Annotated in this window: 2 protein-coding genes; both read right to left on the bottom strand. The window is 76.0% G+C overall.

The features are described from left to right. Positions 1-38: 38 nt before the first annotated feature. Complete coding sequence (locus tag AMK25_RS09525; protein ID WP_073827816.1) at positions 39-14159, bottom strand: type I polyketide synthase; 14121 nt, start codon at positions 14157-14159, stop codon at positions 39-41. 46 nt (positions 14160-14205) lie between these two features. Further along, positions 14206-25401, bottom strand: a complete 11196-nt coding sequence (locus tag AMK25_RS09520) for a type I polyketide synthase (protein ID WP_073827815.1) — start codon at positions 25399-25401, stop codon at positions 14206-14208. Between the last annotated feature and the right edge of the window lie 23 nt (positions 25402-25424).

The raw sequence follows: 25424 nt of genomic DNA, 5'->3' as shown, positions 1-25424 counted from the left end.
ACTCCTTGTGTTGACCCGTCGTCGCAGCAGCGATCACTTCAGGACATCCCCAGCTCGCGGTCGATGAAGTCGAAGACCTCGTCCGGCGTCGCGTCCTGGAGCTTCTCGGCGACGGCGTCGCCGTCCGCCGGGGCGTCGGCCTCGTTGAGGGAGGCCAGCAGCGCCCGCAGCCGTTCGGTGATCCGAATTCGGGCGCTGCGGTCCGGCGCCGAGCCGGAGAGTGCCGCCTCCAACCTGTCCAGCTCACCGAAGACCGGTGCGACCCCGGCCACGCCGCCGTCGACGATCGCGGCCCGCACGTATTCGGCCAGCCCGGCGGCGGTCGGGTAGTCGAAGACCACGGTGGCGGGCAGCCGCACGCCGGTCGCCGCGGTGAGCCGGTTACGCAGCTCCACGGCGGTCAGCGAGTCGAAGCCGAGTTCGCGGAACGCCCGGTCCGGCTCGACGGCGTCCATCGAGGCGTGCCCGAGCACGGCGGCAGCCTGCCCGCGTACCAGCTCCAGCAGGGTCTTGCGTCGTTCGGCGTCGGTCTGCCCGGCGAGCAGGGCGGCCAGGGACTCCGCGGAGACGCCGGTGTCCTCGGCCCGCTCGGCGACGGCCCGCCGTGCCTCGGCCACACCCGCGATGAGCGGGCTGGGCCGCACGGCCACGAAGCCGGGCACGTAGCGGGCCCAGTCGATGTCGGTCACCATCGTCGCCGGCTCGCCCCGCGCGACGCACTGGGCGAGCGCCGTGAGCGCGGACGCGGTGTCGAGGCGGGCCACGCCGGTACGCCGGCGGCGCTCCTCGACGGCCTGGTCGGTGGCGGCCATCCCGCCGGCCGTCCAGGGGCCCCAGGCGACCGAGGTGGCCGGCAGGCCCTGGCGGTGCCGCTGCTCGGCGAGCGCGTCGAGGTAGGCGTTGGCGGCGGCGTAGCTGCCCTGACCGGCGGCGCCGAGCTGGCCGGCCATCGCGGAGAACAGCACGAACGCGCGCAGTTCCCGCCCGAGGGTGAGCTCGTGCAGGTGCAGGGCGCCGAGCACCTTGGGTCGCAGGACGGTGGCGAGCCGGTCGGGGGTGAGCCCGTCGAGCACCCCGTCCTCCAGCACGCCGGCGGCGTGCACGACGCTGGTCAGCGGCGCGTCGGCGGGCACCTCGTCGAGCAGCTTGGCCAGCGCGGCCCGGTCGGCCACGTCGCAGGCCGCGACGGTCACCCGGGTGCCCGCCCCGGTCAGCTCACGGGCGAGTGCCGTGGCGCCGGGGGCGTCCGCGCCGCGGCGGCTGACGAGCATCAGGTGCTCGGCGCCCCGGGCGGCCAGCCAGCGGGCCACCTCCGCGCCGAGCGCGCCGGTGCCGCCGGTGACCAGCGTCGTGCCCGGGTAGCCGGCCTCGTCGGTGGGTGCCTCCCCGCCGGGCGCGCGTACCAGCCGGCGGACGAGGACGGTGGCGCCGTCGACCGCTAGCTGGTCCTCGCCGTCGAGGCCGGCGAGGGCGGCGCAGAGCAGGTCCCAGCCGTGGTCGTCCAGGGCGGCCGGAACGTCGACCAGGCCGCCCCACCGCTCGGGGTGTTCGAGGGCCACGACCCGGCCGAGGCCCCAGAGCAGCGACTGCTCCGGGCGGCCGGCGGTGCCGCCCCGGGTGGTGCCGGCGGCGCCCCGGGTGACGCACCACAGCGGCGCGGCGACGTCGAGGTCCCCGAGCGCCTGGATCAGCGCCAGCGACCGGGCGAGGAACGGCGGCACCGGCTGGGTGTCGTCGACCGCGCCGTCGGCGAGGGCGAGCAGGGACAGCACCCCGTCGACCGGAGCCGTTCCGCCGTCGGAGGTACGGGTGACACCGCTCAGGTGTGCGGTGAGGGCGGCCCGGTCGGTCAGGTTCTCCGGCAGCGACACCAGCCGGACGTCGGCGCCTCGGCGGGACAGCTCGGCGACGGCGGCCTCGCCCTCCTCCGGGTGCCGCGCGTCGGCGATCACCCACCAGGCGCCGGGGAGGAAGCTGACGGGCGTGCCGGTGTACGGCTGCCAGACGGTGCGGTAGCGCAGGTCGTCCAGGGCGGACCGGTTGCGCTGCCGGCGTCGCCAGGAGGCGAGCACGGGCAGGGCCCCGCCCAGCCGTTCCAGGGATTCCGTCGCGTCCTGCTCGGTGAGTTCCGCGAGCGCGGCCAGGTCCTCGCGTTCGACGGCCGCCCAGAACGCGGAGTCGACGCCGTTCGGGGTCTCCTCGGCGCCGTCCTGCCCGGTCACGGCCGTGGGCCAGAAGCGGCCGCGGTCGAAGGCGTAGGTGGGCAGTGCCACCACGTCGGTCTCGGCGAGGACGGCCGTCAGGTCGACGGGCAGACCGATCGCGTGGGCGGTCGCGAGGTTCGTCAGCAACCGCGTCGGATCGTCGTCACCACGACGCAAGCTGCCCAACGTATGCCCGCTCACGCCGGCGTCATCCAGGATCGCCGTCACCGGCATCGTCAACACCGGATGCGGTGAGATCTCGACGAACGTCGTGTGACCCGCCTCGACGGCCACCCGGACGGCGGCCTCGAACTGGACGGTCTGCCGCAGGTTGTCGTACCAGTAGTCCGCCGACATCGAGGACGGATCCACCCAATCCCCGGTCAACGTCGACACCATCCGGACATGGCCGGGCCGCGGCGTCACGCCGGCCAGATCGGCGCGCAACCGCTCCGCCACCTCCTGCACCGCCGCCGAATGCGACGCGTAGTCCACCGGGATCAACCGCGCCCGCACCCCGTCGACCCGACACGCCTCCACCAGATCGGCAACCGGCTGCGGCGGACCCGACACCACGACCGTCGACGGGCCGTTGACAGCCGCCACACCCACACCCGGGAACGCCGGCAACCGCTCGGCGACCGCCTCAGCGGACAGGTCGATCGACGCCATCGTCCCGGTGCCCCGCAGCACCGTCAACGCCCGCGAGCGCAGGGCCACGGCCTTCGCCGCGTCCTCCAGGCTGAGGATCCCGGCCACGCACGCCGCGCCGATCTCGCCCTGCGAGTGACCGACCACCGCCGCCGGGGTGACCCCGGCGTGCTGCCACACCGCCGCCAGGGCCATACCCACGGCCCACAGCACCGGCTGCACGACCTCGACCCGCTCCAGCCACGACTCGTCGTCACCCGTCAACACCAACACCAGATCGACGTCCAGGTACGGGGCCAGGGCCCGCTGGCAATCCGCCAGACGCGCGTCGAACACCGGCGCACGACCCACCAAGCCGGCCGCCATCCGCGCCGACTGCGCACCCTGACCCGGAAACACGAACACCGCACCGGTTCCGGAGGCCGTACCCGTGACGAGGTTCCCCGCCGGCGCGCCGACGGACAGAGCGTCCAGCCCCGCCAGCAACTCCTCCATGCCCGACCCGACCACAGCCGCCCGCTGGTCGAACACCGACCTGGTGACGGCGAGAGACCAGCCCACCGCCGCCGTGTCGATGGCGGCGTGCGCGCGGACGTGCCGGGCCAGGCGGGCGGCCTGACCGGCCAGCGCGCCCTTCGACCGCCCCGACACCGCCCAGACGACGACGTCGGAGGCCACGAGCCCCGCGCTCCGGCCGGTGGCGGTCTCGGGTTCCGCGCTCTCGGTAGGCAGGTCCTCGGGCAGTTCGATGATCACGTGGGCGTTCGTGCCGGAGATGCCGAACGACGACACCGCCGCCCGGCGCGCCCGGTCCACGGCCGGCCACGGCCGCGACTCGATCGCCAGCTCGACGGCCCCGGAGGTCCAGTCGATGTGCGGGGACGGCTCGTCCACGTGCAGCGTCGCCGGCACCACGCCCTCCCGCATCGCCAGCACCATCTTGATCACACCGGCGACGCCGGCGGCGGCCTGCGTGTGGCCGATGTTCGACTTGACCGAGCCGAGCAGCAGCGGCTCCTCGCGCTCCTGCCCGTACGTGGCCAGCAGGGCCTGCGCCTCGATCGGGTCACCAAGCGTGGTGCCGGTGCCGTGCGCCTCGACCACGTCCACGTCGGCCGCGGAGAGCCGCGCCGACGCCAGCGCCTGCCGGATCACCCGCTGCTGCGAGGGACCGTTCGGGGCGGTCAGCCCGTTGGAGGCGCCGTCCTGGTTGACGGCGCTGCCCCGCACGATCGCCAGCACCTCGTGCCCGTTGCGCCGCGCGTCCGACAGCCGCTCCACCAGCAGCACGCCCACACCCTCGCCCCAGCCCGTGCCATCCGCACCCGCCGCGAACGCCTTGCACCGGCCGTCGGCCGCCAGGCCCCGCTGCCGGGAGAACTCCACGAACAGCCCGGGCGTCGCCATCACGGTCACGCCGCCGGCGAGGGCCAGGTCGCACTCGCCACGCCGCAGCGACTGCACCGCCAAGTGCAACGCCACAAGCGACGACGAACACGCCGTGTCCACCGACACCGCCGGCCCCTCCAACCCCAACGCGTACGCCACCCGACCCGACACCACACTCGCGGCGTTGCCCGTCCCCGCGAAGCCCTCCACCTCGTCCCCCGCCACCATCAGCAGGGCCCCATAGTCCTGACCATTCGTGCCCACGAACACCCCTGTTCGCGAACCCCGCAGAACCCCAGGCTCAACCCCTGCCCGCTCGACCGCCTCCCACGAAACCTCCAGCAACAACCGCTGCTGCGGGTCCATGGCCAACGCCTCGCGGGGGGAAATCCCGAAGAAACCGGCATCAAACTCCGCCGCCTCGTAGAGGAAGGCGCCGCTGCGGACGTAGGAGGTGCCGGTGGAATAGGGGTCGGGGTCGTAGAGGCGCTCGACGTCCCAACCCCGATCGCCGGGGAGGTCCGACACGGCGTCGCGGCCGGCGTGCAGCATCTGCCAGAACCGCTCGGGATCGTTGGCCCCGCCGGGGAATCGGCAGGACATGGCCACGATGGCCACCGGCTCGTCGTCGCCGAACGCCACCGGGGCGGCCTCGACGGCCACGGCGGCCTCCCCGCCCAGTTCCTCGTGCAGGTGCCGGGCGAGCGCGGTCGGCGACGGGTAGTCGAAGACCAGGGTCACCGGCAGCCGCAGCGAGGTGGCGGTGGCGAGCCGGTTGCGCAGTTCCACCGCGGTCACCGAGTCGAAGCCGAGGTCGCGGAACGCGTGGTGCGGGTCGACGGCCTGGCCGTCGGCGTACCTGAGGACCGTGGCCGCCTGGTCGCGGACCAGGTCGAGCAGCGCCTGCTGGCGCTCGGCGGCGCTCATCCGGGTGAACGCGCCGGCCGGGCCGGCCTCGTCGGTCTCCTTCGTCTCGGCCGGTCCCTTGGTGGCCTGCAACCGCTGCGCCTCGGGGATCTCCGAGATCAGCGGGCCGGGTCGGGTGGCGGTGAACGCGACGAAGAACCGCTCCCAGGCGATGTTCGAGATGGTCAGGAACGTCTCGTCGTGCTCGACGGCCTGGTGCAGGGCCGCGACGGCGAGCCGCGGCGGCATCTCGGGTGCGCCGTGGCGGTGCAGCATCCGGCCGAACTCGCCGTCGGCCATGCCGCCGCCGCCCCAGGCGCCCCAACCGATGGAGGTGGCGGGCAGGCCGAGGGCGCGGCGGTGCTCGGCGAGGGCGTTGAGGAACGCGTTGCCGGGGGCGTAGTTGCCCACGCCGGAGCTGCCGACGGTGCCGGCCATCGACGAGAACAGGATGAACGCGTCGAGGTCCAGCTCGCGGGTCAGCTCGTGCAGGTTCAGTGCGGCGGTGACCTTCGCGCTGAGCGCGTAGTCGACCTGGTCCAGCGTCAGCGAGTTGATCACCGAGTCGTCGAGCACGGCTGCGGTGTGTACGACGGTGGTCAGCGGGTGCTCGGACGGCAGGTCGGCGAGGACGGCGGCGAGCGCCGAGCGGTCGGCGGCGTCGCAGGCGGCGACGGTCACCCGGGCGCCCAGTGCGACCAACTCGGCCTCGAGGTCGGCGATGCCCTCGGCCTGCCGGCCGCGCCGGCTCACCAGCACCAGGTGGGCGGCGCCGTTGGCGGCGAGCCAGCGGGCCATGTGCCCGCCGAGCGCGCCGGTGCCGCCGGTGACCAGGGCGGTGCCGGAGGGCCGCCAGGCGCGCGGGGCGGGCGTGTCGCCGAGCGGGGCGTGCAGCAGTCGCCGGCCGAACGCGCCGGCCCACCGCAGCGCGACCTGGTCCTCCCCGTCGGCACCGGCGAGGACGCGCACGAGCCGGCGGCCGGCCGCATCGTCGAGCTCGTCGGGCAGGTCCACGAGGCCGCCCCAACGGTCGGGGTGCTCCAGCGCGGCGACCCGGCCGAAGCCCCAGGTGAGCTGCTGGAGCGGGTGCGGCAGCGGGTCGGCTGGGCCGGTCGCGACGGCGCCCCGGGTGAGGCACCACAGGGGCGCGCGGACGCCGGCGTCGCCGAGCGCCTGCACGAGGGTGACGGTGCCGGCGAAGCCGACCGGCACGGACGGGTACGCCGGGGCGGGCGTCTCGTCGAGCGGCAGCAGCGACACGATCCCGGCGGGGCGGGGGCCGCCGTCGGCGAGGTCGCGCAGCCGGGCGGCGAGCGCCGCGCGGTCCGTGCGGTCGGCGTCCAGCGCCAGCGGTACGACGGTGCCGCCGTGGCGCCGCAACGCCTCGGCGCAGAAGCCGGCCTCGGCCGCGCCGGTCTCGTCGGGGCCGGTGAGCAGCCACCAGGTGCCGGTGACGGCCGGCTCGCCGGAGGCGTCGGGGGCGACGGGCGTCCAACTGTCCCGGTACCGCCACGAGTCCACGGTGGCCTGGTCGCGGTGCCGGCGACGCCAGGCGGCGAGCACCGGCAGCACGTCGGCGAACGCCGTCTCCGGGACGGGCCCCGGCTCGGTCGTGGCGGAGAGTTCGGCCGTGAGTGCGGTCAGGTCCTCCGCCTCGACGGCCGCCCAGAACCGGGCGTCGACCTCGTCGTCGGCCACGGCACCGGCGGTCCCGACCGCGGGGGCGGGCGCGGTCGACGGCTGCGGCCAGTAGAGCTGCCGCTGGAACGGGTACGTGGGCAGGTCGAGGCGACGCCCGGCGAGGCCGGCGAAGGCGGGCCGCCAGTCCACGGCCGTACCTCCGGCCCAGACCTCGGCCAGGGCGCGCAGGAAGCGGCCGAGGCCGCCCTCGCCCCGGCGCAGGCTGCCGGTGACGGTGACCGCGTCCGGGTCGGCGGCGGCCAGCTCGACGCTCTCCTGCGTGGCCATCGTCAGCACGGGGTGGGCGCTGACCTCGACGAAGGTCTGGTAGCCGGCGGCGACGAGGCTGCGTACCGCCTCGTCGAAGCGGACGGTCTGCCGCAGGTTGCGGTACCAGTAGTCGGCGTCGAGGGCGGCGGTGTCGAGCCAGTCCCCCTCGACGGTGGAGCGGAACCGGACCTCGCCGGTGCGGGGCCGCAGCCCGGCGAGCAGTTCCAGGAGCTGCTCGCGCAGTTGCTCGACGTGGGCGGAGTGGGAGGCGTAGTCCACGGGGACGCGGCGCACCCGCACCTCGCGGGACTCGTAGTGGGCGACGAGCTCGTCGAGGGCGGCGCCGTCGCCGGAGACCACGACGGAGGTGGGTCCGTTGACGGCGGCCAGGGCGATGCGGCCGGCCCAGCGGGCGATCGTCGCGGTGGCCTCGTCGGCGGTGGTGGCGACCGAGACCATGCCGCCGTCCCCGGCGATGCCGGCGATGATCCGGCTGCGCAGCGCGACCACGGCCGCCGCGTCGTCGAGGGTGAGGCCACCGGCGACGTACGCGGCGGCGATCTCCCCCTGGGAGTGGCCGACGACGGCTCCGGGGCGCACCCCGTACGACTCCCAGAGCGCGGCGAGCGAGACGCTGACCGCGAACAGGGTGGGCTGCACGACGTCGACGCGCTCCAGCGACGGGGCGTCGGGCGCGCCACGCACCACGTCGGTCGGTGACCAGTCGACGTACGGGCGCAGCGCCTCGGCGCAGGCGGCGAACGTCTCCGCGAAGACGGGGGCGGTGTCGAGCAGCTCGGCGGCCATCCCGGCCCACTGCGATCCCTGGCCCGGGAAGACGAACGCGACCTCGCCCGGCGTGCCGGGGACGCGGGTGACGGTCTGCGGGCCGGGCCGGCCGGCGGCGAGCGCGTCGAGGGACGCGGCCAGGTCGTCGCGGTCGGCGGCGAAGACGACGGCCCGGTGGTCGTGGGCGGCGCGGGTGGCGGCCAGCGACCAGCCGACGTCGGCGAGCGCGTCGTCGTCCACTGTGCCAAGGTGCTCGCGCAGGTCCCGGGTGCGGGCGGTGAGGGCGTCGACGGTGCGCCCGGAGAGCACCCAGGGCAGCTCCCCGGTCGGCACGTCGGCCGCCGGTCCGGGCTCCGGCTCGTCGGCGGGGGCCTGTTCGAGGATGGTGTGCACGTTGGTGCCGCTGATCCCGAACGAGGAGACGGCGGCGCGGCGTACCCCGTCGGCCGGCTCCCACGGCCGGGCGCAGGTGAGCAGCTCGACGCTGCCGCCGGTCCAGTCGACGTGCGGGGTGGGCTCGTCCACGTGCAGCGTGGGCGGCAGCACCCCGTGCCGCATCGCCAGCACCATCTTCATCACCCCGGCCACACCCGCCGCCGCCTGGGTGTGCCCGATGTTCGACTTGATCGAGCCGAGCCACAACGGCCGGTCGGCGGGCCGGTCCTGGCCGTACGTGGCGATGAGGGCCTGCGCCTCGATCGGGTCGCCGAGGGTGGTGCCGGTGCCGTGCGCCTCGACGGCGTCCACCTGCTCGGCGGTGAGTCCGGCGTTCGCGAGGGCCTGCCGGATCACCCGCTGCTGGGCGGGGCCGTTGGGGGCGGTGAGGCCGTTGGAGGCGCCGTCCTGGTTGACGGCGCTGCCGCGCAGCACGGCGAGGACCGGGTTGCCGTCGCGGCGGGCGTCGGAGAGCCGCTGGAGCACCAGCAGGCCGACGCCCTCGCCCCAGCCGGTGCCGTCCGCGGCTCCGGCGAACGGCTTGCACCGGCCGTCGGCGGCGAGACCGCGCTGGCGGGAGAAGCCGACGAAGATGCCGGGGGTGGCCATCACGGTGGCGCCGCCGGCCAGGGCCAGGTCGCACTCCCCCGTTTGAAGGGCCTGCGCGGCCAGGTGCATCGCGACCAGCGACGACGAGCAGGCCGTGTCGACGGTGACGGCCGGGCCGTGCAGCCCGAAGGTGTACGCCAGCCGGCCGGAGATGACGCTGGCGGAGGTGCCGGTGGCGAGGTAGTTCTCGTCGACGTCCCCGGTGGCCATCAGCAGCGAGCCGTAGTCCTGGCCGTTGGTGCCGACGTACACGCCGGTGCGGCTGCCGCGCAGGGCGGTCGGGTCGATCCGGGCCCGCTCGAACGCCTCCCAGGTGGTCTCCAGCAGCAGCCGCTGCTGCGGGTCCATGGCGAGGGCCTCGCGGGGGCTGATGCCGAAGAACGCCGGGTCGAACTCGCCGGCACCGGCGACGAAGCCGCCCTCCCGGACGTAGCTGGTACCGAGGTGCTCGGGGTCGGGGTGGTACAGCTCGGCGAGGTTCCAGCCGCGCTCGCCGGGCATCAGGCTCAGCGCGTCGGTGCCGGTGGCCAGCAGGTCCCAGAGCTGCTCGGGCGAGGTGACCCCGCCGGGGAAGCGGCAGCTCATCGCGACGATGGCGATCGGTTCGCGGTCACGGCCGGTGCCGTCGGCGACCACCTCGCCGGTGGTGTGCCCGGCGGTGAGGCCGTGCAGGTGGGCGGCGAGTTCGGCGACCGTGGGGTGGTCGAAGACCAGCGTGGCGGGCAGGGTCATACCGGTCTCGGCGGTCAGCCGGTTGCGCAGCTCGACGGCGGTGAGCGAGTCGAAGCCGAGGTCACGGAAGGTGCGCTCGGGCAGCGGCCGCCCGGCCGGGTAGCCGAGCACGACGGCGGCCTGGGTGCGTACGAGGTCGGCGAGCTGCGGCAGGGACCGGCCGACCACCACGGCGCGGACGGGACCGGTGGGCACGGCGGGCACCCCGGGCAGGGCGGCGATCAGTGGCGTGGGCCGGCCCCAGGAGGCGGCGAGGCGTCCCCAGTCGACGGCGGCGACGGTGACCGCCGGCTCGGCGGTGTTGACCAGCCGGCCGAGGGCGGTGACGGCCTCGGCGGCGGGGAGCGCGTCGACCCCGCCCCGGGCGAGCCGGGCGGTCAGGGCGGCGGCCATGCCGTCCTCAGCCCAGGCGCCCCAGGCGATGGCGGTGGCGGGCAGGCCCTGGTCACGTCGCCAGGCCGCGAACGCGTCGAGATAGGCGTTGGCCGCCGCGTAGTTGCCCTGCCCGGCGCTGCCGATGACGCCGGCGAGGGAGGAGAAGAGCACGAACGCGTCGAGGTCGCGGTGGGCGGTGGCCTCGTGCAGAACCCGGGCGGCGCGGACCTTGCCGTCGAGGACGGCCTGCATCCGGGTCAGGTCGAGCCCGTCGAGGACGCCGTCGTCGATCACGCCGGCGGTGTGCACGACGGCGGTCAGCTCCGGCAGCCCGGAGACCAGAGCCTCGACGGCGGCCCGGTCGGTGACGTCGCACCCCACCACCCGCACCGCACCCAACTCGGCCACCAACTCCGCCACACCCGGCGCCCCCGGACCCCGCCGCGAAGCCAGCACCACCTCACCGGCCCCGTTCGCCAGCAACCAGCGCGCCACATGCCGACCCAACGCACCCGTACCACCAGTCACCAGCACCGTCCCGGCAGGCCGCCAACCCACACCCACCGGCGGCACGGCCGGCACCAGCCGCCGGCCGAGGACGCCCTGGGGGCGGATCGCCACCTGGTCGTGCCCGGCGTCGGCGAGGACGGCGAGCAGCGCGTCGGCCGTGGCGCGGTCGGCGCGGGCGGGCAGGTCGACCAGGCCGCCCCAGCGGTCCGGCTGTTCGAGGGCGACGACCCGCCCGAGGCCCCAGGCCAGGGCGGCCCACGGGTCGGTGAGGGTCTCGCCGGCCCCGGCGCGCACGGCGCCGCGGGTGAGGCACCAGAGCCGGCCGGGCAGGCCCGTGTCGGCGAGCGTCTGGGTGAGGGTGAGCAGCAGCGCGGCGCCGACGGAGACGGCCGGGGCGTCCGGCAGCGCCGCGTCGGTCGCGGGCAGCACGCAGAGCACGCCGGCCCAGCCCTGCTCGCTGTGGCCGCGCAGCAGCCCGGTCAGCTCGGCGCGATCGACGCCCGGGGCGACGGTCAGGGTGTCGACATGGGCGCCGGCACCGGTCAGCGTGCCGGCCACCCCGGCGTCGTCGTTGTCGGCGGTGACGACGAGCCAGCGGCCGGTCAGCGCCGGAACGGCAGCGGGGCGTACGGGCTCCCACTCGACCCGGTAGGTCCAGCCGTCCACCACGGCGTCGCGCTGCCGGGCCCGCCGCCACGACGACAGCACCGGTACGGCCGGGGCGAGCGCCTCCACTGCCGCGGGATCGTCCTGCACGGCCAGGTGGGCGGCGACCCCGGTCAGGTCGCCACGCTCCACGGCCGCCCAGAAGTCCCCCTCGGCGGCGTCACCCGGCACGGCCGTCACGGCGGTGCCGCCGACCTCGGGCCAGTACCGCTGGTGCTGGAAGGCGTACGTGGGCAGGTCCACCCGCCGCGCGCCGGTCTCGGCGAACCACTGCAGCCAGTCGACCGCAACCCCGCGCACGTGCAGCTCGGCCAGCCCGGCCAGCAGCCCGTGCGCCTCGGGCCGGTCCCCGCGCTGCGCGGCGACGGCCAGCACGGCGTCGTCGGCGGGCAGGATGTCGGCCGCCATCGCGGTCAGTACGCTGCGCGGGCCGATCTCCAGGAACGTGTCCGCCCCGGCGGCGCGCAGCGCGGCGACCCCGTCGGCGAAGCGGACGGCCTCGCGGACGTGGCGCACCCAGTAGTCGGGCGTGCGGATCTCGTCGGCGTCGGCCAGGGCACCGGTCACGTTCGACACGACCGGCAGCGACGGCGCGGCGAAGGTGAGCTTGTCGAGCACCGCGCGGAACCGGGCGAGCATCGGCTCCATCAACGGACTGTGGAACGCGTGGCTGACGGTCAGCCGGCGGGTGCGCACACCCCGGTCCTTCCAGACCCGCTCCACCTCGTCGAGGGCCTCGACGGCGCCGGAGACCACGACGGCCTGCGGACCGTTGACCGCCGCGATCCCCACTCCGGCCAGCCCGTCCAGCGTGGCCGCCACGTCGGCCTCGGTGGCCGCGACGGCCAGCATCCCACCCCCGGCGGGCAGCGCCTGCATCAACCGGCCCCGCGCCGTCACCAACGCGCAGGCGTGCTCCAGCGACAGCACCCCAGCCACGTACGCGGCCGTGACCTCGCCGATCGAGTGGCCGCCGACCACGTCGGGGGCGACGCCGAAGGACTCGACGAGACGGAACAGCGCCACCTCGACGGCGAACAGGCCGGCCTGGGTGAACACGGTCCGGTCCAGCAGCTCGGCGTCGGCCGAGCCCTCAGCGGCGAAGAGCACCTCGCGCAGGGGGCGCGGCAGGGCCCTGTCCAGGTGCCCGCACGCCTCGTCGAGGGCGGCGGCGAAGACGGGGAACTCGGCGTACAGCTCCCGGCCCATGCCGGCGCGCTGCGCACCCTGGCCGGAGAAGAGCACCGCGAGCTGGCCGCGCGGCGCGCCGGCGCCGAGCACGACGGTGCCGGCCGGTTCCCCGGCGGCGAGGGCGCGCAGCCCCGCGAGCAGGTCGTCGCGGCCGGTCGCGGACAGCACGGCGCGGCGGTCCAGGGTGGAGCGGGAGGTCACCGACGAGAAGGCCACGTCGACCGGGCGCAGGGTGTCGTCGGCGGCGAACCGGGCGGCCCAGCGGCCGGCCTGGGCGGCGAGCGCGGCGTCGGAGCGGGCGGAGAGCAGCACGGGGGCCACCGTGCGGGCCGCCGGGCCCCTCGGCTCGGTCTCGGTCTCGGCGGGGGCCGGGGCCTGCTCGATGATGGTGTGCGCGTTGGTGCCGGAGACGCCGAACGACGACACGGCGGCCCGGCGCGGCCGGTCCACGGCCGGCCACGGCGTGGCGGCGGTGGCGAGGGTGACGGCCCCGGCGGTCCAGTCGATCTGCGGCGACGGCTCGTCGACGTGCAGGGTGGGCGGCACGACGCCGTGCCGCATCGCCATCACCATCTTGATCACACCGGCCACGCCGGCGGCTGCCTGGGTGTGCCCGATGTTCGACTTCACCGACCCGAGCAGCAGCGGCGCGGCCTCGTCGCGGTCCTGCCCGTACGTGGCCAGCAGCGCCTGCGCCTCGATCGGGTCGCCGAGCCGGGTGCCCGTGCCGTGCGCCTCCACCACGTCGACCTGCTCGGGCGTGAGCCGGGCGTTGCCGAGGGCCTGGCGGATGACCCGCACCTGGGAGGGGCCGTGCGGGGCGCTGAGCCCGTTGGACGCGCCGTCCTGGTTCACCGCGCTACCGCGTACCACGGCGACCACCGGGTAGCCGTGCCGCTGCGCGTCGGAGAGCCGGGTGAGCAGCAGCATGCCGATGCCCTCGGACCACGAGGTGCCGTCCGCGCCGGCGGCGAACGCCTTGCACCGCCCGTCGGCGGCGAGACCGCGCTGCCGGCTGAAGCCGACGAAGACCGCCGGGGTGGGCATCACCGTCACGCCGCCCGCCAGGGCCAGCTCGCAGTCGCCGTTGCGCAGGGCCTGCGCGGCCAGGTGGATGGCGACGAGCGAGGACGAGCAGGCGGTGTCGACTGTGACCGCCGGCCCCTCCAGCCCGAGGGTGTACGCGACGCGGCCGGAGATGACACTGGTGGCGTTGCCGGTGAGCAGGTGGCCCTCGCCGTTCTCGGCCTGCGCCATCATGCCGTCGTAGCCGTGCGACGACGCCCCGACGAAGACGCCGGTACGGCTGCCCCGGACGGCCGGCAGCGGCAGCCCGGCCCGCTCGAACGCCTCCCAGGAGGTCTCCAGCAGCAGCCGCTGCTGCGGGTCCATGGCGACGGCCTCGCGGGGCGAGATGCCGAACAGGTCGGCGTCGAAGTCGGCGGCGGAGTAGACGAAGCCGCCCTCGCGCACGTAACTGGTGCCCGGGTGGTCGGGATCGGGGTGGAAGAGGTTCTCCAGGTCCCAGCCCCGGTCGGCGGGGAACGGCCCGATCCCGTCGCCGCCGTCGTGCGCGAGCTGCCACAGCGCCTCGGGGCTGTCGACGCCGCCCGGGTAGCGGCAGCTCATCGCCACGATGGCGATGGGCTCGGAGTCCCGGCTCTCCAGCTCGCGCAGCCGACGCCGGGTACGCCGCAGCTCCGAGGTCGTACGCTTCAGGTACTCGACGTACCTCTCGTCCTCGTTGCTCACCGTGGACCTACCTCACTCGGCATGCCGATGTCGTTGCGGCTGGTGGTCACGACGTCTCCAGCTCGCGGTCGATCAGGTCGAAGATGTTCTCGGCGGTGGCCGACTCCAGGTCGTCGTCGCCGTCCGCGTCCGCCTGCCGCTCGGTCAGGCGGCCCAGCAGGCCGTGCAGCCGGTCGGTGATCCGGCGGAACTCGTCGTCGGCCGGGTCCAGCCCGACGAGCGCCGCCTCCAGCCGGTCGAGTTCCCGGCCCGCCGCCGACGGCTCGCCGGCCGGGCTCACCGGGGCGAACTGCCCGGCCAGGTGGACGGCGAGCGCCTCGGGCGTCGGGTTGTCGAAGACCAGCGTCGCCGGCAGCCGCAGCCCGGTGGCCGCGCCGAGCCGGTTGCGCAGCTCCACGGCGGTCAGCGAGTCGAAGCCGAGTTCCCGGAACGCGCGGGTCGGCTCGATGCCGGCCGGGTCGCCGTGGCCGAGGACGACCGACACGTGCGCCAGCACCAGGTCGCGCAGGGCGCGTACCCGCTTGTCGTCGGGCAGGGCGCGCAGCGTCTCGGCGTAGGCCTGCCCGTCGGCGGCCTCGCCGGCCGCGGCCCGGCGGCCGGCGGCGCGGACCAGGTTGGTCAGCAGCGGGTGTACGGGCGACCCGGGCGCGGCCACGCCGGTGACGATCTTCGCGGGCATGAGTGTCGCCCGCTCCGAGCGCCAGAGAGCGTCGAACAGGGCGAGCCCCTCGGCGTCGGAGAGCGCCGCCATGCCGCCCCGGTCGAGGCGGCGGATGTCGGCCGAGTCGAGGTGGCCCGTCATGCCGCTGGCCTGTGCCCAGCGGCCCCACGCCAGCGCGACCGCCGGCAGGCCGAGGGCCCGCCGGTGCTCCGCCAGGGCGTCGAGGAACGCGTTGCCGGCGGCGTAGTTGCCCTGGCCCGGACCGCCGAACACGCCCGCGGCGGCGGAGAAGAGCACGAACGCGCTCAGGTCGTGGCCGAGGGTGGCCCGGTGCAGGTTCCACGCCACGTCGACCTTGGGCCGCAGCACCGCGGCGAGGCGGTCGGGGGTGAGCGACTCGACGGTGGCGTCGTCGAGGACGCCGGCGGCGTGCACGACGGCGCGCAGCGGGTGCCGCCGGTCCACCATGGACAGTACGTCCGCCACGGCGTCCGGGTCGGCCAGGTCGGCGGCGACGATCGACACGTCCGCGCCGAGCGCCTTCAGGTCGGCGAGCAGTTCGTCGGCGCCCTCGGCGTCCGGGCCGCGCCGGCTGACCAGCAGCAGCTGCCGGGCGCCGTGCGCGGTGACCAGGTGCCGGCAGAGCAGCGCGCCGAGGGTGCCGGTCGCCCCGGAGACCAGGACCGTGCCGTCGAGCCGGGGCGCCTGCGGAATGCTCAGGGCCAGCTTGCCGACGTGCCGGGCCTGGCTGAGGAAGCGGAACGCCTCGGGGGCGCGCCGGACGTCCCAGGTGCGCCGGGGCAGGGGCCGCAGCGCACCGGCGGCGAAAAGCGCCATCAGCTCGCCCAGCATCGCGCCGATCTTCTCCGGGCCGGCCTCGATGAGATCGAAGACCTGGTAGCTGACGCCCGGGTGGGCGGCGGCGACCCGCCGCGGGTCCCGCTTGTCGGTCTTGCCCATCTCGACGAACCGGCCGCCGTCGGCGAGCAGCCGCAGCGACGCGTCGACGTACTCGCCGCGCAGGGCGTTGAGCACCACGTCGACGCCCCGCCCGCCGGTGCGGTGGGCGAACTCGTCGGCGAAGTCGAGGCTGCGGGAGGAGGCGAGGTGCGCGTCGTCGAAGCCGGTGTCGCGCAGCGCCGGCCACTTGCCGGGGCCGGCCGTGCCGTAGACCTCCGCGCCGAGGTGGCGGGCGATCTGCACGGCGGCCATGCCCACGCCGCCGGCCGCCGCGTGCACGAGCACGGACTCGCCCGCGCGCAGCCGGGCCAGCTCCACCAGCCCGTACCAGGCGGTCAGGAAGACCACGGGCACGGCGGCGGCGTCGGTGTAGGACCAGCCGTCGGGGATGCGGGTGACCAGCCGGCGGTCGGTGACCGCCGCCGAGGCGAACGAGCCGGAGAAGATGCCCATCACCCGGTCGCCGGGGGCGAGGTCGGCGACGCCCGGCCCCACGCCGAGCACCACGCCGGCGCCCTCGTTGCCCAGCACCTCCTGGTCGGGGACCATGCCGAGGGCCAGCACAACGTCGCGGAAGTTCAGCCCGGAGGCGCGCATCCCGACCAGGACGTGGCCCGCCGGCAGTTCCCCGCCCGCCTCGGGACCGGGCAGCAGGGCGAGGTTCTCCAGCGTGCCCTTCTCGGTGACGTCGAGGCGCCACGGCACCTCGTCGGCGGGCAGCGGCAACACACCGGCGTCGCGGGCCCGGGCCAGCCGGGGCACGAGCGGCGCGCCGTCGCGCAGCGCGAGCTGCGGCTCGCCGGAGGCGACGGCCGCCGGGACGGCCGCCAGGGAGGCGGCGGCGTCGTCGGTGTCGAGCAGCGTGAACCGGCCGGGGTGCTCGGACTGCGCCGAGCGGACCAGCCCCCACAGGCTCGCCTGGGCCAGCTCGCAGGGGGCCTCGCCCGGGGCCGCGCCGACGGCGCCCCGGGTGTGCAGCACGAGCCGGGACCGCTCCAGCCGGGGCTCGCCCAACCACTGCCGCACCAGCGCGAGGGCGTCGCGGGCCGCCTCGTGCGCGGCCTCACCGGCCCGCTGCGGGTCCGACTCCGCGCCGGAGCGCAGGTCCAGCACCACATCGGGTACGTCCCCGGACTCCCCGATCTCGGCGACCAGCGCCGCCAGGTCGGCGTGCGACCGCACCGGGTGCCCGGCGGCGGCGAGCGCCCCGGCGAGGCCGAGGGTGTCGTCGCCGAGCAGCGCCCAGCGGGCCTCCCCGGCCGCCACGCCGGTGTCCGTCAACGGCGTCCAGTCCAGGTGGAACACCGACGTGCGGCGCAGGGCGGCGGCCTCGTCGGCCCGGCCCGCGGCGACCGGGCGGAACGTCAGCGACTCGACGGTGGCGACCGGCTGGCCGGCGGTGTCGGCGAGCGTGACCGCGACGGTGTCCGGGCCGAGCGGGCGCAGCCGCGCCCGCAGCCGGGTGGCGCCGTGGGCGTGCAGGGCGACCGAGCGGAAGGCGAACGGCATCCAGCCCGCCCCGGAGGTGTCCGCCGCGTCGCCGAGCAGGGCGGTGACCCCGCTGGCCTGGAGGGCCGCGTCGAACAGGGCCGGGTGCAGCCCGAAGCGGGACGCGTCGGCGCTCGCCTCCTCGGGCAGGGCCACCTCGGCGTAGACCTCGCCGTCGCCGCGCCACACCCGGCGCAGCCCCCGGAAGGAGGGGCCGTAGCCGAGGCCGCCCTCGGCCGTCTGCACGTACCAGGCGTCCAGGTCGGCGTCGACCTCGACGGCGTCGGCCGGCGGCCACTGCCCCGGTACGGCGGTCGGGGCGGGCAGCTGCGGCAGCAGGAGTCCCTCGGCGTGCCGGGTCCACTCGGCGTCGGCGTCCGCTTCGGGGCGGGAGTGCACGGTGACGCTCCGCTCGCCGGTGTCGGCGGGCGGGCCCACTCGTACCTGCACCTGCACCGCGCCGGTCGCGGGGAGCACCAGCGGGTTGATCAGCGTCAGGTCGCCCACCTGGCCGGCGTCGACCTCGTCGCCGGCCCGGACCACCATGTCGACGACGCCGGTGCCCGGGACGATCACCGCCCCGCCGACGGCGTGGTCGGCCAGCCACGGGTGGGTACGCACCGACAGCCGCCCGGTCAGCACCACCGTCCGGTCGTCTGCGACGGGTACGGCCGCGCTGAGCAGCGGGTGCCCGGTGTCCTGGAGGCCGGCCGAGCCGACGTCGCGTACGCGGTGCGCGGGCGCGTCCAGCCAGTAGCGTCCGTGCTCGAAGGCGTAGGTGGGCAGTGCCACCACGTCGGTCTCGGCGAGGACGGCCGTCAGGTCGACGGGCAGGCCGATCGCGTGGGCGGTAGCCAGGTTGGTCAGCAGCCGCGTCGGGTCGTCGTCGCCCCTGCGCAGGCTGCCCAGGGTGTGCCCGGTGACGCCCGCATCGTCCAGGATCGCCGTCACCGGCATCGTCAACACCGGGTGGGGGCTGATCTCGATGAACGTGGTGTGCCCGGCGGCGACAGCGACGCGCACGGCGGCGTCAAACTGCACGGTCTGCCGCAGGTTGTCGTACCAGTAGCCGGCGTCCATCGAGGACGGGTCGACCCAGTCCCCCGTCAACGTCGAGACGAGCCGAGTGTGCCCCGGCTGCGGGCTCACGTCGGCCAGGTCCGCGCGCAACTGCTCCGCGACGTCCTGCACCGCAGCCGAGTGCGACGCGTAGTCCACCGGGATCAACCGCGCCCGCACCCCGTCGGCCTGACACGCCTCCACCAGATCCGCGACCGGCTGCGGCGGACCCGACACCACCACCGTCGACGGACCGTTCACCGCCGCCACCCCGACACCCGGGAACGCCGACAGCCGCTCAGCCACCGCCTCAGCCGACAGGTCCACCGACGCCATCGTCCCCGTGCCCCGCAGCACCGTCAGCGCCCGCGACCGCAACGCCACAGCCTTCGCCGCGTCCTCCAGGGAGAGAATCCCCGCCACACACGCCGCACCGATCTCACCCTGCGAGTGACCAACCACCGCAGCCGGAACCACACCCGCGTACTGCCACACCGCCGCCAGGGCCATACCCACAGCCCACAGCACCGGCTGCACGACCTCGACCCGATCGAGCCACGACTCGTCGTCACCGGTCAACACCGCAACGAGGTCCACATCGAGGTACGGGGCCAGGGCCCGCTGACACTCCGCCAGCCGCGCGTCGAACACCGGCGTCCGACCCACCAGACCGGCCGCCATCCGCGCCGACTGCGCACCCTGACCCGGGAACACGAACACCGCACCCGCGCCATACGACAGAGCCGCCGCCGCGACGACGTTGCCGGCCGGCGACCCAGACGCCAGAGCGTCCAGCCCCGCCAGCAACTCCTCCGCGCTCGACCCGACCACGACCGCCCGCTGGTCGAACGTCGACCGGGTGGCGGCGAGGGACCAGCCCACCGCCGCCGCGTCCACCTCGCCGTGCTCGCGCACGTACTCCGCCAGGCGAGCCGCCTGGCCGGTCAGGGCACCCTTCGACCGTCCCGACAGCGGCCACACCACGACGTCGGAGGCCACGAGCCCGGGGCCCTGCTCGGCCGGAGCGGCAGCCACGGCCTGCGGCTCGTCGGCCTGCTCGATGATCACGTGCGCGTTCGTGCCGGACATGCCGAACGACGACACCGCCGCCCGGCGCGCCCGGTCCACCACCGGCCACGGCCGCGACTGCGTCGCCAGTTCCACCGCGCCGGAGGTCCAGTCGATGTGCGGCGACGGCTCGTCCACGTGCAGCGTCGCCGGTACCACGCCCTCCCGCATCGCCAACACCATCTTGATCACACCGGCGACGCCCGAGGCGGCCTGCGTGTGGCCGATGTTGGACTTGATCGAGCCGAGCAGCAGCGGCTCGCCGCCCTCGCGGTCCTGGCCGTAGGTCGCCAGCAGGGCCTGCGCCTCGATCGGGTCACCGAGCGTCGTGCCCGTGCCGTGCGCCTCGACCACGTCGACATCCGCGCTGCCCAGCCGGGCGCCCGCGAGGGCCTGCCGGATCACCCGCTGCTGCGACGGGCCGTTCGGGGCGGTCAGCCCGTTCGAGGCGCCGTCCTGGTTGACCGCCGACCCACGCACCACCGCCAGGACCCGGTGCCCGTTGCGCCGCGCGTCCGACAGCCGCTCCACCAGCAGCACGCCCACACCCTCGCCCCAGCCCGTGCCATCCGCACCCGCCGCGAACGCCTTGCACCGGCCGTCGGCCGCCAGGCCCCGCTGCCGGGAGAACTCGAAGAAGGTGCCGGGGGTGGCCATGACCGTGACGCCACCGGCGAGGGCCAGGTCGCACTCGCCACGCCGCAGCGACTGCACCGCCAGGTGCAACGCCACAAGCGACGACGAACACGCCGTGTCCACCGACACCGCCGGCCCCTCCAACCCCAACGCGTACGCCACCCGACCCGACACCACACTCGCGGCGTTGCCCGTGGCCCCGAACCCTTCGGCCTGCTCTCCCGCAGCCATCAGCAGGGCCCCATAGTCCTGACCATTCGTGCCCACGAACACCCCTGTTCGCGAACCCCGCAGAACCCCAGGCTCAACCCCTGCCCGCTCGACCGCCTCCCACGAAACCTCCAGCAACAACCGCTGCTGCGGATCCATCGCCGCCGCCTCGCGCGGCGAGATCCCGAAGAAACCGGGATCGAACTCGCCCGCCCCGTGCAGGAAGCCGCCCTTGTCGGCGTACGTGGTGCCGGGGTTGGCCGGGTCGGGGTCGTAGAGCCGGTCGAGGTCCCAGCCCCGGTCGGTCGGGAAGTCGCCGATCGCGTCGACGCCGTCGGCGACGAGGCGCCACAGCCGTTCGGGGCCGTCGACGCCGCCGGGGTAGCGGCAGGCCATGGCGACGATGGCCACCGGCTCGTCGTCGCCCACGGCGGCCGGGACGGCGACGGGAGCCGCCCCGGCGTCGGCGCCGAAGAGGCCGGCGAGCAGGAAGCGGGACAGCACCACCGGGGTGGGGTGGTCGAAGACCAGGGTGGTGGGCAGCGCCTGCCCGGTGGCGGCGACGAGCCGGTTGCGCAGCTCCACGGCGGTCAGCGAATCGAAGCCGAGGTCGCGGAACGCGGTGGTCGCGCCCACGGCGGCAGCCCCGCCGTCGTGGCCGAGCACGTCGGCGGCGAGTTCGCGGACCAGGTCGGCGACGGTCTCCTCGCGGCGGGCCGGGGTCAGCGCGGCGAGGCGCCGGCGCAGCGTGGCCGCCGGGCCGTCGTCGCCGTCGTCGGCCGCGGCGCCGCCGTCGAGGGCGGCCCGCGCCTCCGGTACGCCCTCCAGCAGCGGCCGGCGGCGCGCGGAGGCGTACGCGGGGGCGAACCGGGTCCAGTCCACGTCGGCCACCGTCACTGTGACGTCGTCGTGGTCGAGGGCCTGCTGCAACGCGGCCATGGCGACGGCCGGGTCCATGGCGGGCAGGCCCCGGCGGCGCAGGTTGCGCTCGGCGTCGGCGGCGTGCATGCCGCCGTCGGACCAGGGGCCCCAGGCGATGGCGGTGCCGGCCCGGCCGTCGGCGCGCCGCCGCCGCACCAGCGCGTCCAGGTAGGCGTTGCCGGCCGCGTACCCGGCCTGCCCGCCACTGCCCCAGGTGGCGGCGATGGACGAGTAGACGACGAAGGCGTCCAGCTCCCGGTCGGCGAGCAGGTCGGCGAGGTGGGTGGCCCCGGCGGTCTTGCCGACTGTCACCTCGGCCAGCTCGGCGGGGGTGACCTCGGCCAGCGGGGTGGCCTGCGCGACGCCAGCGGTGTGCACGACGGTGCGCACCGGCGGGCCGTCGGCCTCGACCCGGTCGAGCAGGTCGGCGAGGGCGGCCCGGTCGGCGATGTCGCAGGCGGCGACGGTGACCCGGGCCCCGAGGCCGGCCAGCTCGGCCTCCAGCTCGGCGGCGCCGGGGGCGTCGGGTCCGCGCCGGCTGACCAGCACGACGTGCTCGGCTCCGGCGGCGGCGAGCCAGCGGGCGGCGCGCGCGCCGAGCCCGCCGGTGCCGCCGGTGACCAGGGCGGTGCCGGTGGGCGTGAACCGGCGCGCCGGCGGACGGTCGCCGAGGGCGGCGCGGACGAGGCGGCGGGCGAAGACGCCGGGGCCGCGCACGGCGAGCTGGTCCTCGCCGGTCGAGCCGGTGAGGATCGCGGCGAGCCGGAAGGCGGCCCGGTCGTCGGGGTCGGACGGCAGGTCGACCAGGCCGCCCCAGCGGTGCGGCGCCTCGACGCCGACGACCCGGCCGAGGCCCCAGATCGCGGCCTGCGCCGGGTCGGCGAGCCGGTCGTACGAGGCGGCGGCGACCGCGCCCCGGGTGACCAGCCACAGCGGCGCTGCCACGCCGGCGTCGCCGAGCGCCTGCACGAGGGCGAGGGTGGCGGTCAGGCCGGGCAGGACGGTGCCGTCGGCGGTGCGTGGTTCCCCGGCGAGCAGGGACACGACGCCGGCGGGCTCGGCGCCGGCGAGGGCCGCCGCGAGGCCGGCCCGGTCGGCGTCCGGCTCCACTGTCAGCGGCAGCACGTCGGCGCCGGCGCCGGTCAGCGCGGCCCGGACGGCCCGCGCCGCCGGGTCGTCGGCGTCGTCGGCGGGCAGCGCCAGCAGCCAGGTGCCGGCCAGCCGGGCGAGGGCGGGCTCGGGGGCCACCTGCCATTCCTCCCGGTACCGCCAGCCGTCGAGGACCGAGTGTTCCTGCTGCTGCCGCCGCCAGTCGGCGAGGACGGGCAGCAGGGTACGCAGCGACTCGGCGGCGGCGGTGTCGGTGACGGCGAGGGTGTCGCGCAGCGCGTCGAGGTCGGCGCGTTCGACGGCCGCCCAGAACCGGCGGTCGAGCGCGCCGGCCCCGCCCGTCGTGGTGTCGTCGGCGGGCGCCTCGGCCGGCACCCAGTAGTGCTGCCGCTCGAACGGGTAGGTGGGCAGGTCGACGAGCCGGCCGGGCCGGCCGGCGAGGACGTCCGCCCAGTGCGGCGGCGTGCCGGCGACGTGCAGCTGGGAGAGGGCGGCGAGCAGGGCACGGCGGTCCGGGCGGTCCCGGCGCAGCACCGGCACCACCACGGCGGAGGCGGCGTCGGCGGCGTCGGTCTCGATCCCGGCGAGGGTCTCCTGGACGCTGGCGGTGAGCACGGCGTCCGGCCCGACCTCCACGAAGGTGCCGACGCCGTGGGCGCGCAGGGCGCGTACGCCGTCGGCGAAGCGGACCGCCTCCCGGACGTGGCGCACCCAGTAGCCGGGGTCGGTGAGCTGCGCCGGGTCGGCCAGCTCGCCGGTCACGTTGGACACCACCGGCAGGGTGGGGGCGCGCAGGTCGAGGCGGGCGGCGACGGCAGCGAACTCGGCGAGCATCGGCTCCATCAGCGGGCTGTGGAAGGCGTGGCTGACCCGCAGCCGCCGCACCTTCACCCCCCGGCCGGTCCAGAGTTCCGCCAGCTCGTCGATGGCCGCCGCGTCGCCGGAGACGACGACGGCGTCGGGGCCGTTGACGGCGGCGACGGCGACCCGGCCGGTCAGCGCGGCGATCGACTCGGCGACCCGGGCCTCGTCGGCGGCCACGGCGAGCATCGCGCCGCCGGTGGGCAGGTCCTGCATGAGCCGCCCCCGGGCGGCGACGAGGGCGCACGCGTCGTCGAGGCTGAGCACGCCGGCCACGTGGGCGGCGGTCAGCTCGCCGACGGAATGCCCGGCGACCATGTCGGGGGCCAGCCCCCAGGAGCCGAGCAGCCGGTGCAGCGCCACCTCGACGGCGAACAGCGCGGCCTGGGTGAAGACGGTCTGGTCGAGCAGGTCGGCCTCGGCGGTGCCGGGCTCGGCGAACAGCAGCGGCTTCAGCGGCCGGGGCAGCCGGTGGTCGAGGTGGCCGCAGACCTCGTCGAGCGCCTCCGCGAAGACCGGGTACGCCTCGTACAGCTCCCGGCCGGCGCCGGCGCGCTGGGCGCCCTGGCCGGAGAACAGGAACGCGACCCCGCCGCGTTCGGCGGCGGCGCCGGTGACCAGCCCGGGGGCGGGCCGGTCGTCGGCGAGGGCGTGCAGCGCGGCGAGCAGGCCGTCGCGGTCGTCGGCGAGCACGACCGCCCGGTGCTCCAGGGGCGAGCGGGAGACCGCCGAGGTCCAGGCGACGTCGGCCGGGCGCAGGTGCGCGTCGTCGGCGACGTAGGCCGACCAGCGCTCGGCCTGGCGGCGCAGCGCGGTGCGGGTGCGGCCGGTGAGCAGCACCGGCGCGGGCGCGGGCGGCACCGGGTGGTCCGCCTCGACGCCGGCCGGTTCGGGCTGTTCGAGGATGAGGTGGGTGTTGGTGCCGCTCATCCCGAACGACGAGACGGCGGCCCGGCGCGGCCGGTCCACGGCCGGCCACGGCGTGGCCTCGGTGACGAGGGTGACCGCGCCGGCGGCCCAGTCCACGTGCGGGGTGGGCTCGTCGACGTGCAGGGTGGCCGGCACGACGCCGTGCCGCATCGCCAGCACCATCTTGATCACACCGGCGATGCCGGCGGCGGCCTGGGTGTGCCCGATGTTGGACTTGATCGAGCCGAGCAGCAGCGGCGCGGCGTCGCCCCGCTCCCGGCCGTACGTGGCGAGCAGCGCCTGAGCCTCGATCGGATCGCCGAGGGTGGTGCCGGTGCCGTGCGCCTCCACCACGTCGACCAGGTCGGGGGTGAGCTTCGCGCCGGCCAGGGCCTGCCGGATGACCCGCTGCTGGGACGGGCCGTTGGGGGCGGTGAGGCCGTTCGACGCGCCGTCGGAGTTGACCGCCGAGCTACGGATGACGCCGAGCACGGGGTGGCCGTTGCGGCGGGCGTCGCTGAGCCGTTCCAGCAGCAGCATGCCGACGCCCTCGGACCAGCCGGTGCCGTCGGCGGAGGCGGCGAACGACTTGCACCGGCCGTCGGCGGCGAGGCCGCGCTGCCGGGAGAACTCGACGAACGGGCCGGGGGTGGCCAGCACGGTCGCGCCGCCGGCCAGGGCGAGGCCGCACTCGCGCTGGCGCAGCGCCTGGCAGGCGAGATGGATGGCGACCGACGCCGACGAGCAGGCGGTGTCCACGGTGACCGACGGGCCTTCGAGGCCGAACGTGTACGCCAGCCGACCGGACACGACACTGGCGGCGGTGCCGGTCAGCACGTACCCCTCGACGCCGGGCGCCCGGTGCAGCACGGCGGCGTAGTCCTGCCCGGAGGTGCCCACAAAGACGCCGGAGCGGCTGCCACGCAGCGACAGCGGGGCGATGCCGGCGCGTTCGAACAGCTCCCAGGTGACCTCCAGCAGCAGCCGCTGCTGCGGGTCCATGGCGACCGCCTCACGCGGCGAGATGCCGAAGAGCGCGGCGTCGAACTGCCCCGCGTCGCGCAGGAACCCGCCGGCGGTGGTGTACGAGGTGCCGGCGTTGTCCGGGTCGGCGTGGTAGAGCCGGTCCAGGTCCCAGCCGCGGTCGGTGGGAAAGTCGCCGATGGCGTCCCCGCCGGACGAGACGAACTCCCACAGCTCCTCCGGCGAGCTGATGCCGCCCGGGTAGCGGCAGCCCATCGCCACGATCGCCACCGGCTCGGACTCCTCGGCGGTGACCTCGCGCAGCCGTTGGCGGGTCTGCTGCAGCTCGGCGACGACGCGCGTCAGGTATTCGCGCAGCCGATCTTCGTCCGCCATGACATCTCGCTTTCTCGTGACAC

Source organism: Micromonospora sp. TSRI0369, from assembly GCF_001905625.1.
GTDB classification, from domain to species: domain Bacteria; phylum Actinomycetota; class Actinomycetes; order Mycobacteriales; family Micromonosporaceae; genus Micromonospora; species Micromonospora echinospora_A.
This window is presented reverse-complemented; position numbering and strand designations above follow the sequence as displayed.

Coding starts and splice junctions, on each gene's coding strand:
- AMK25_RS09520 (WP_073827815.1), bottom strand. CDS start 25,401: ATGGCGGACGAAGATCGGCTGCGCGAATACCTGACGCGCGTCGTCGCC.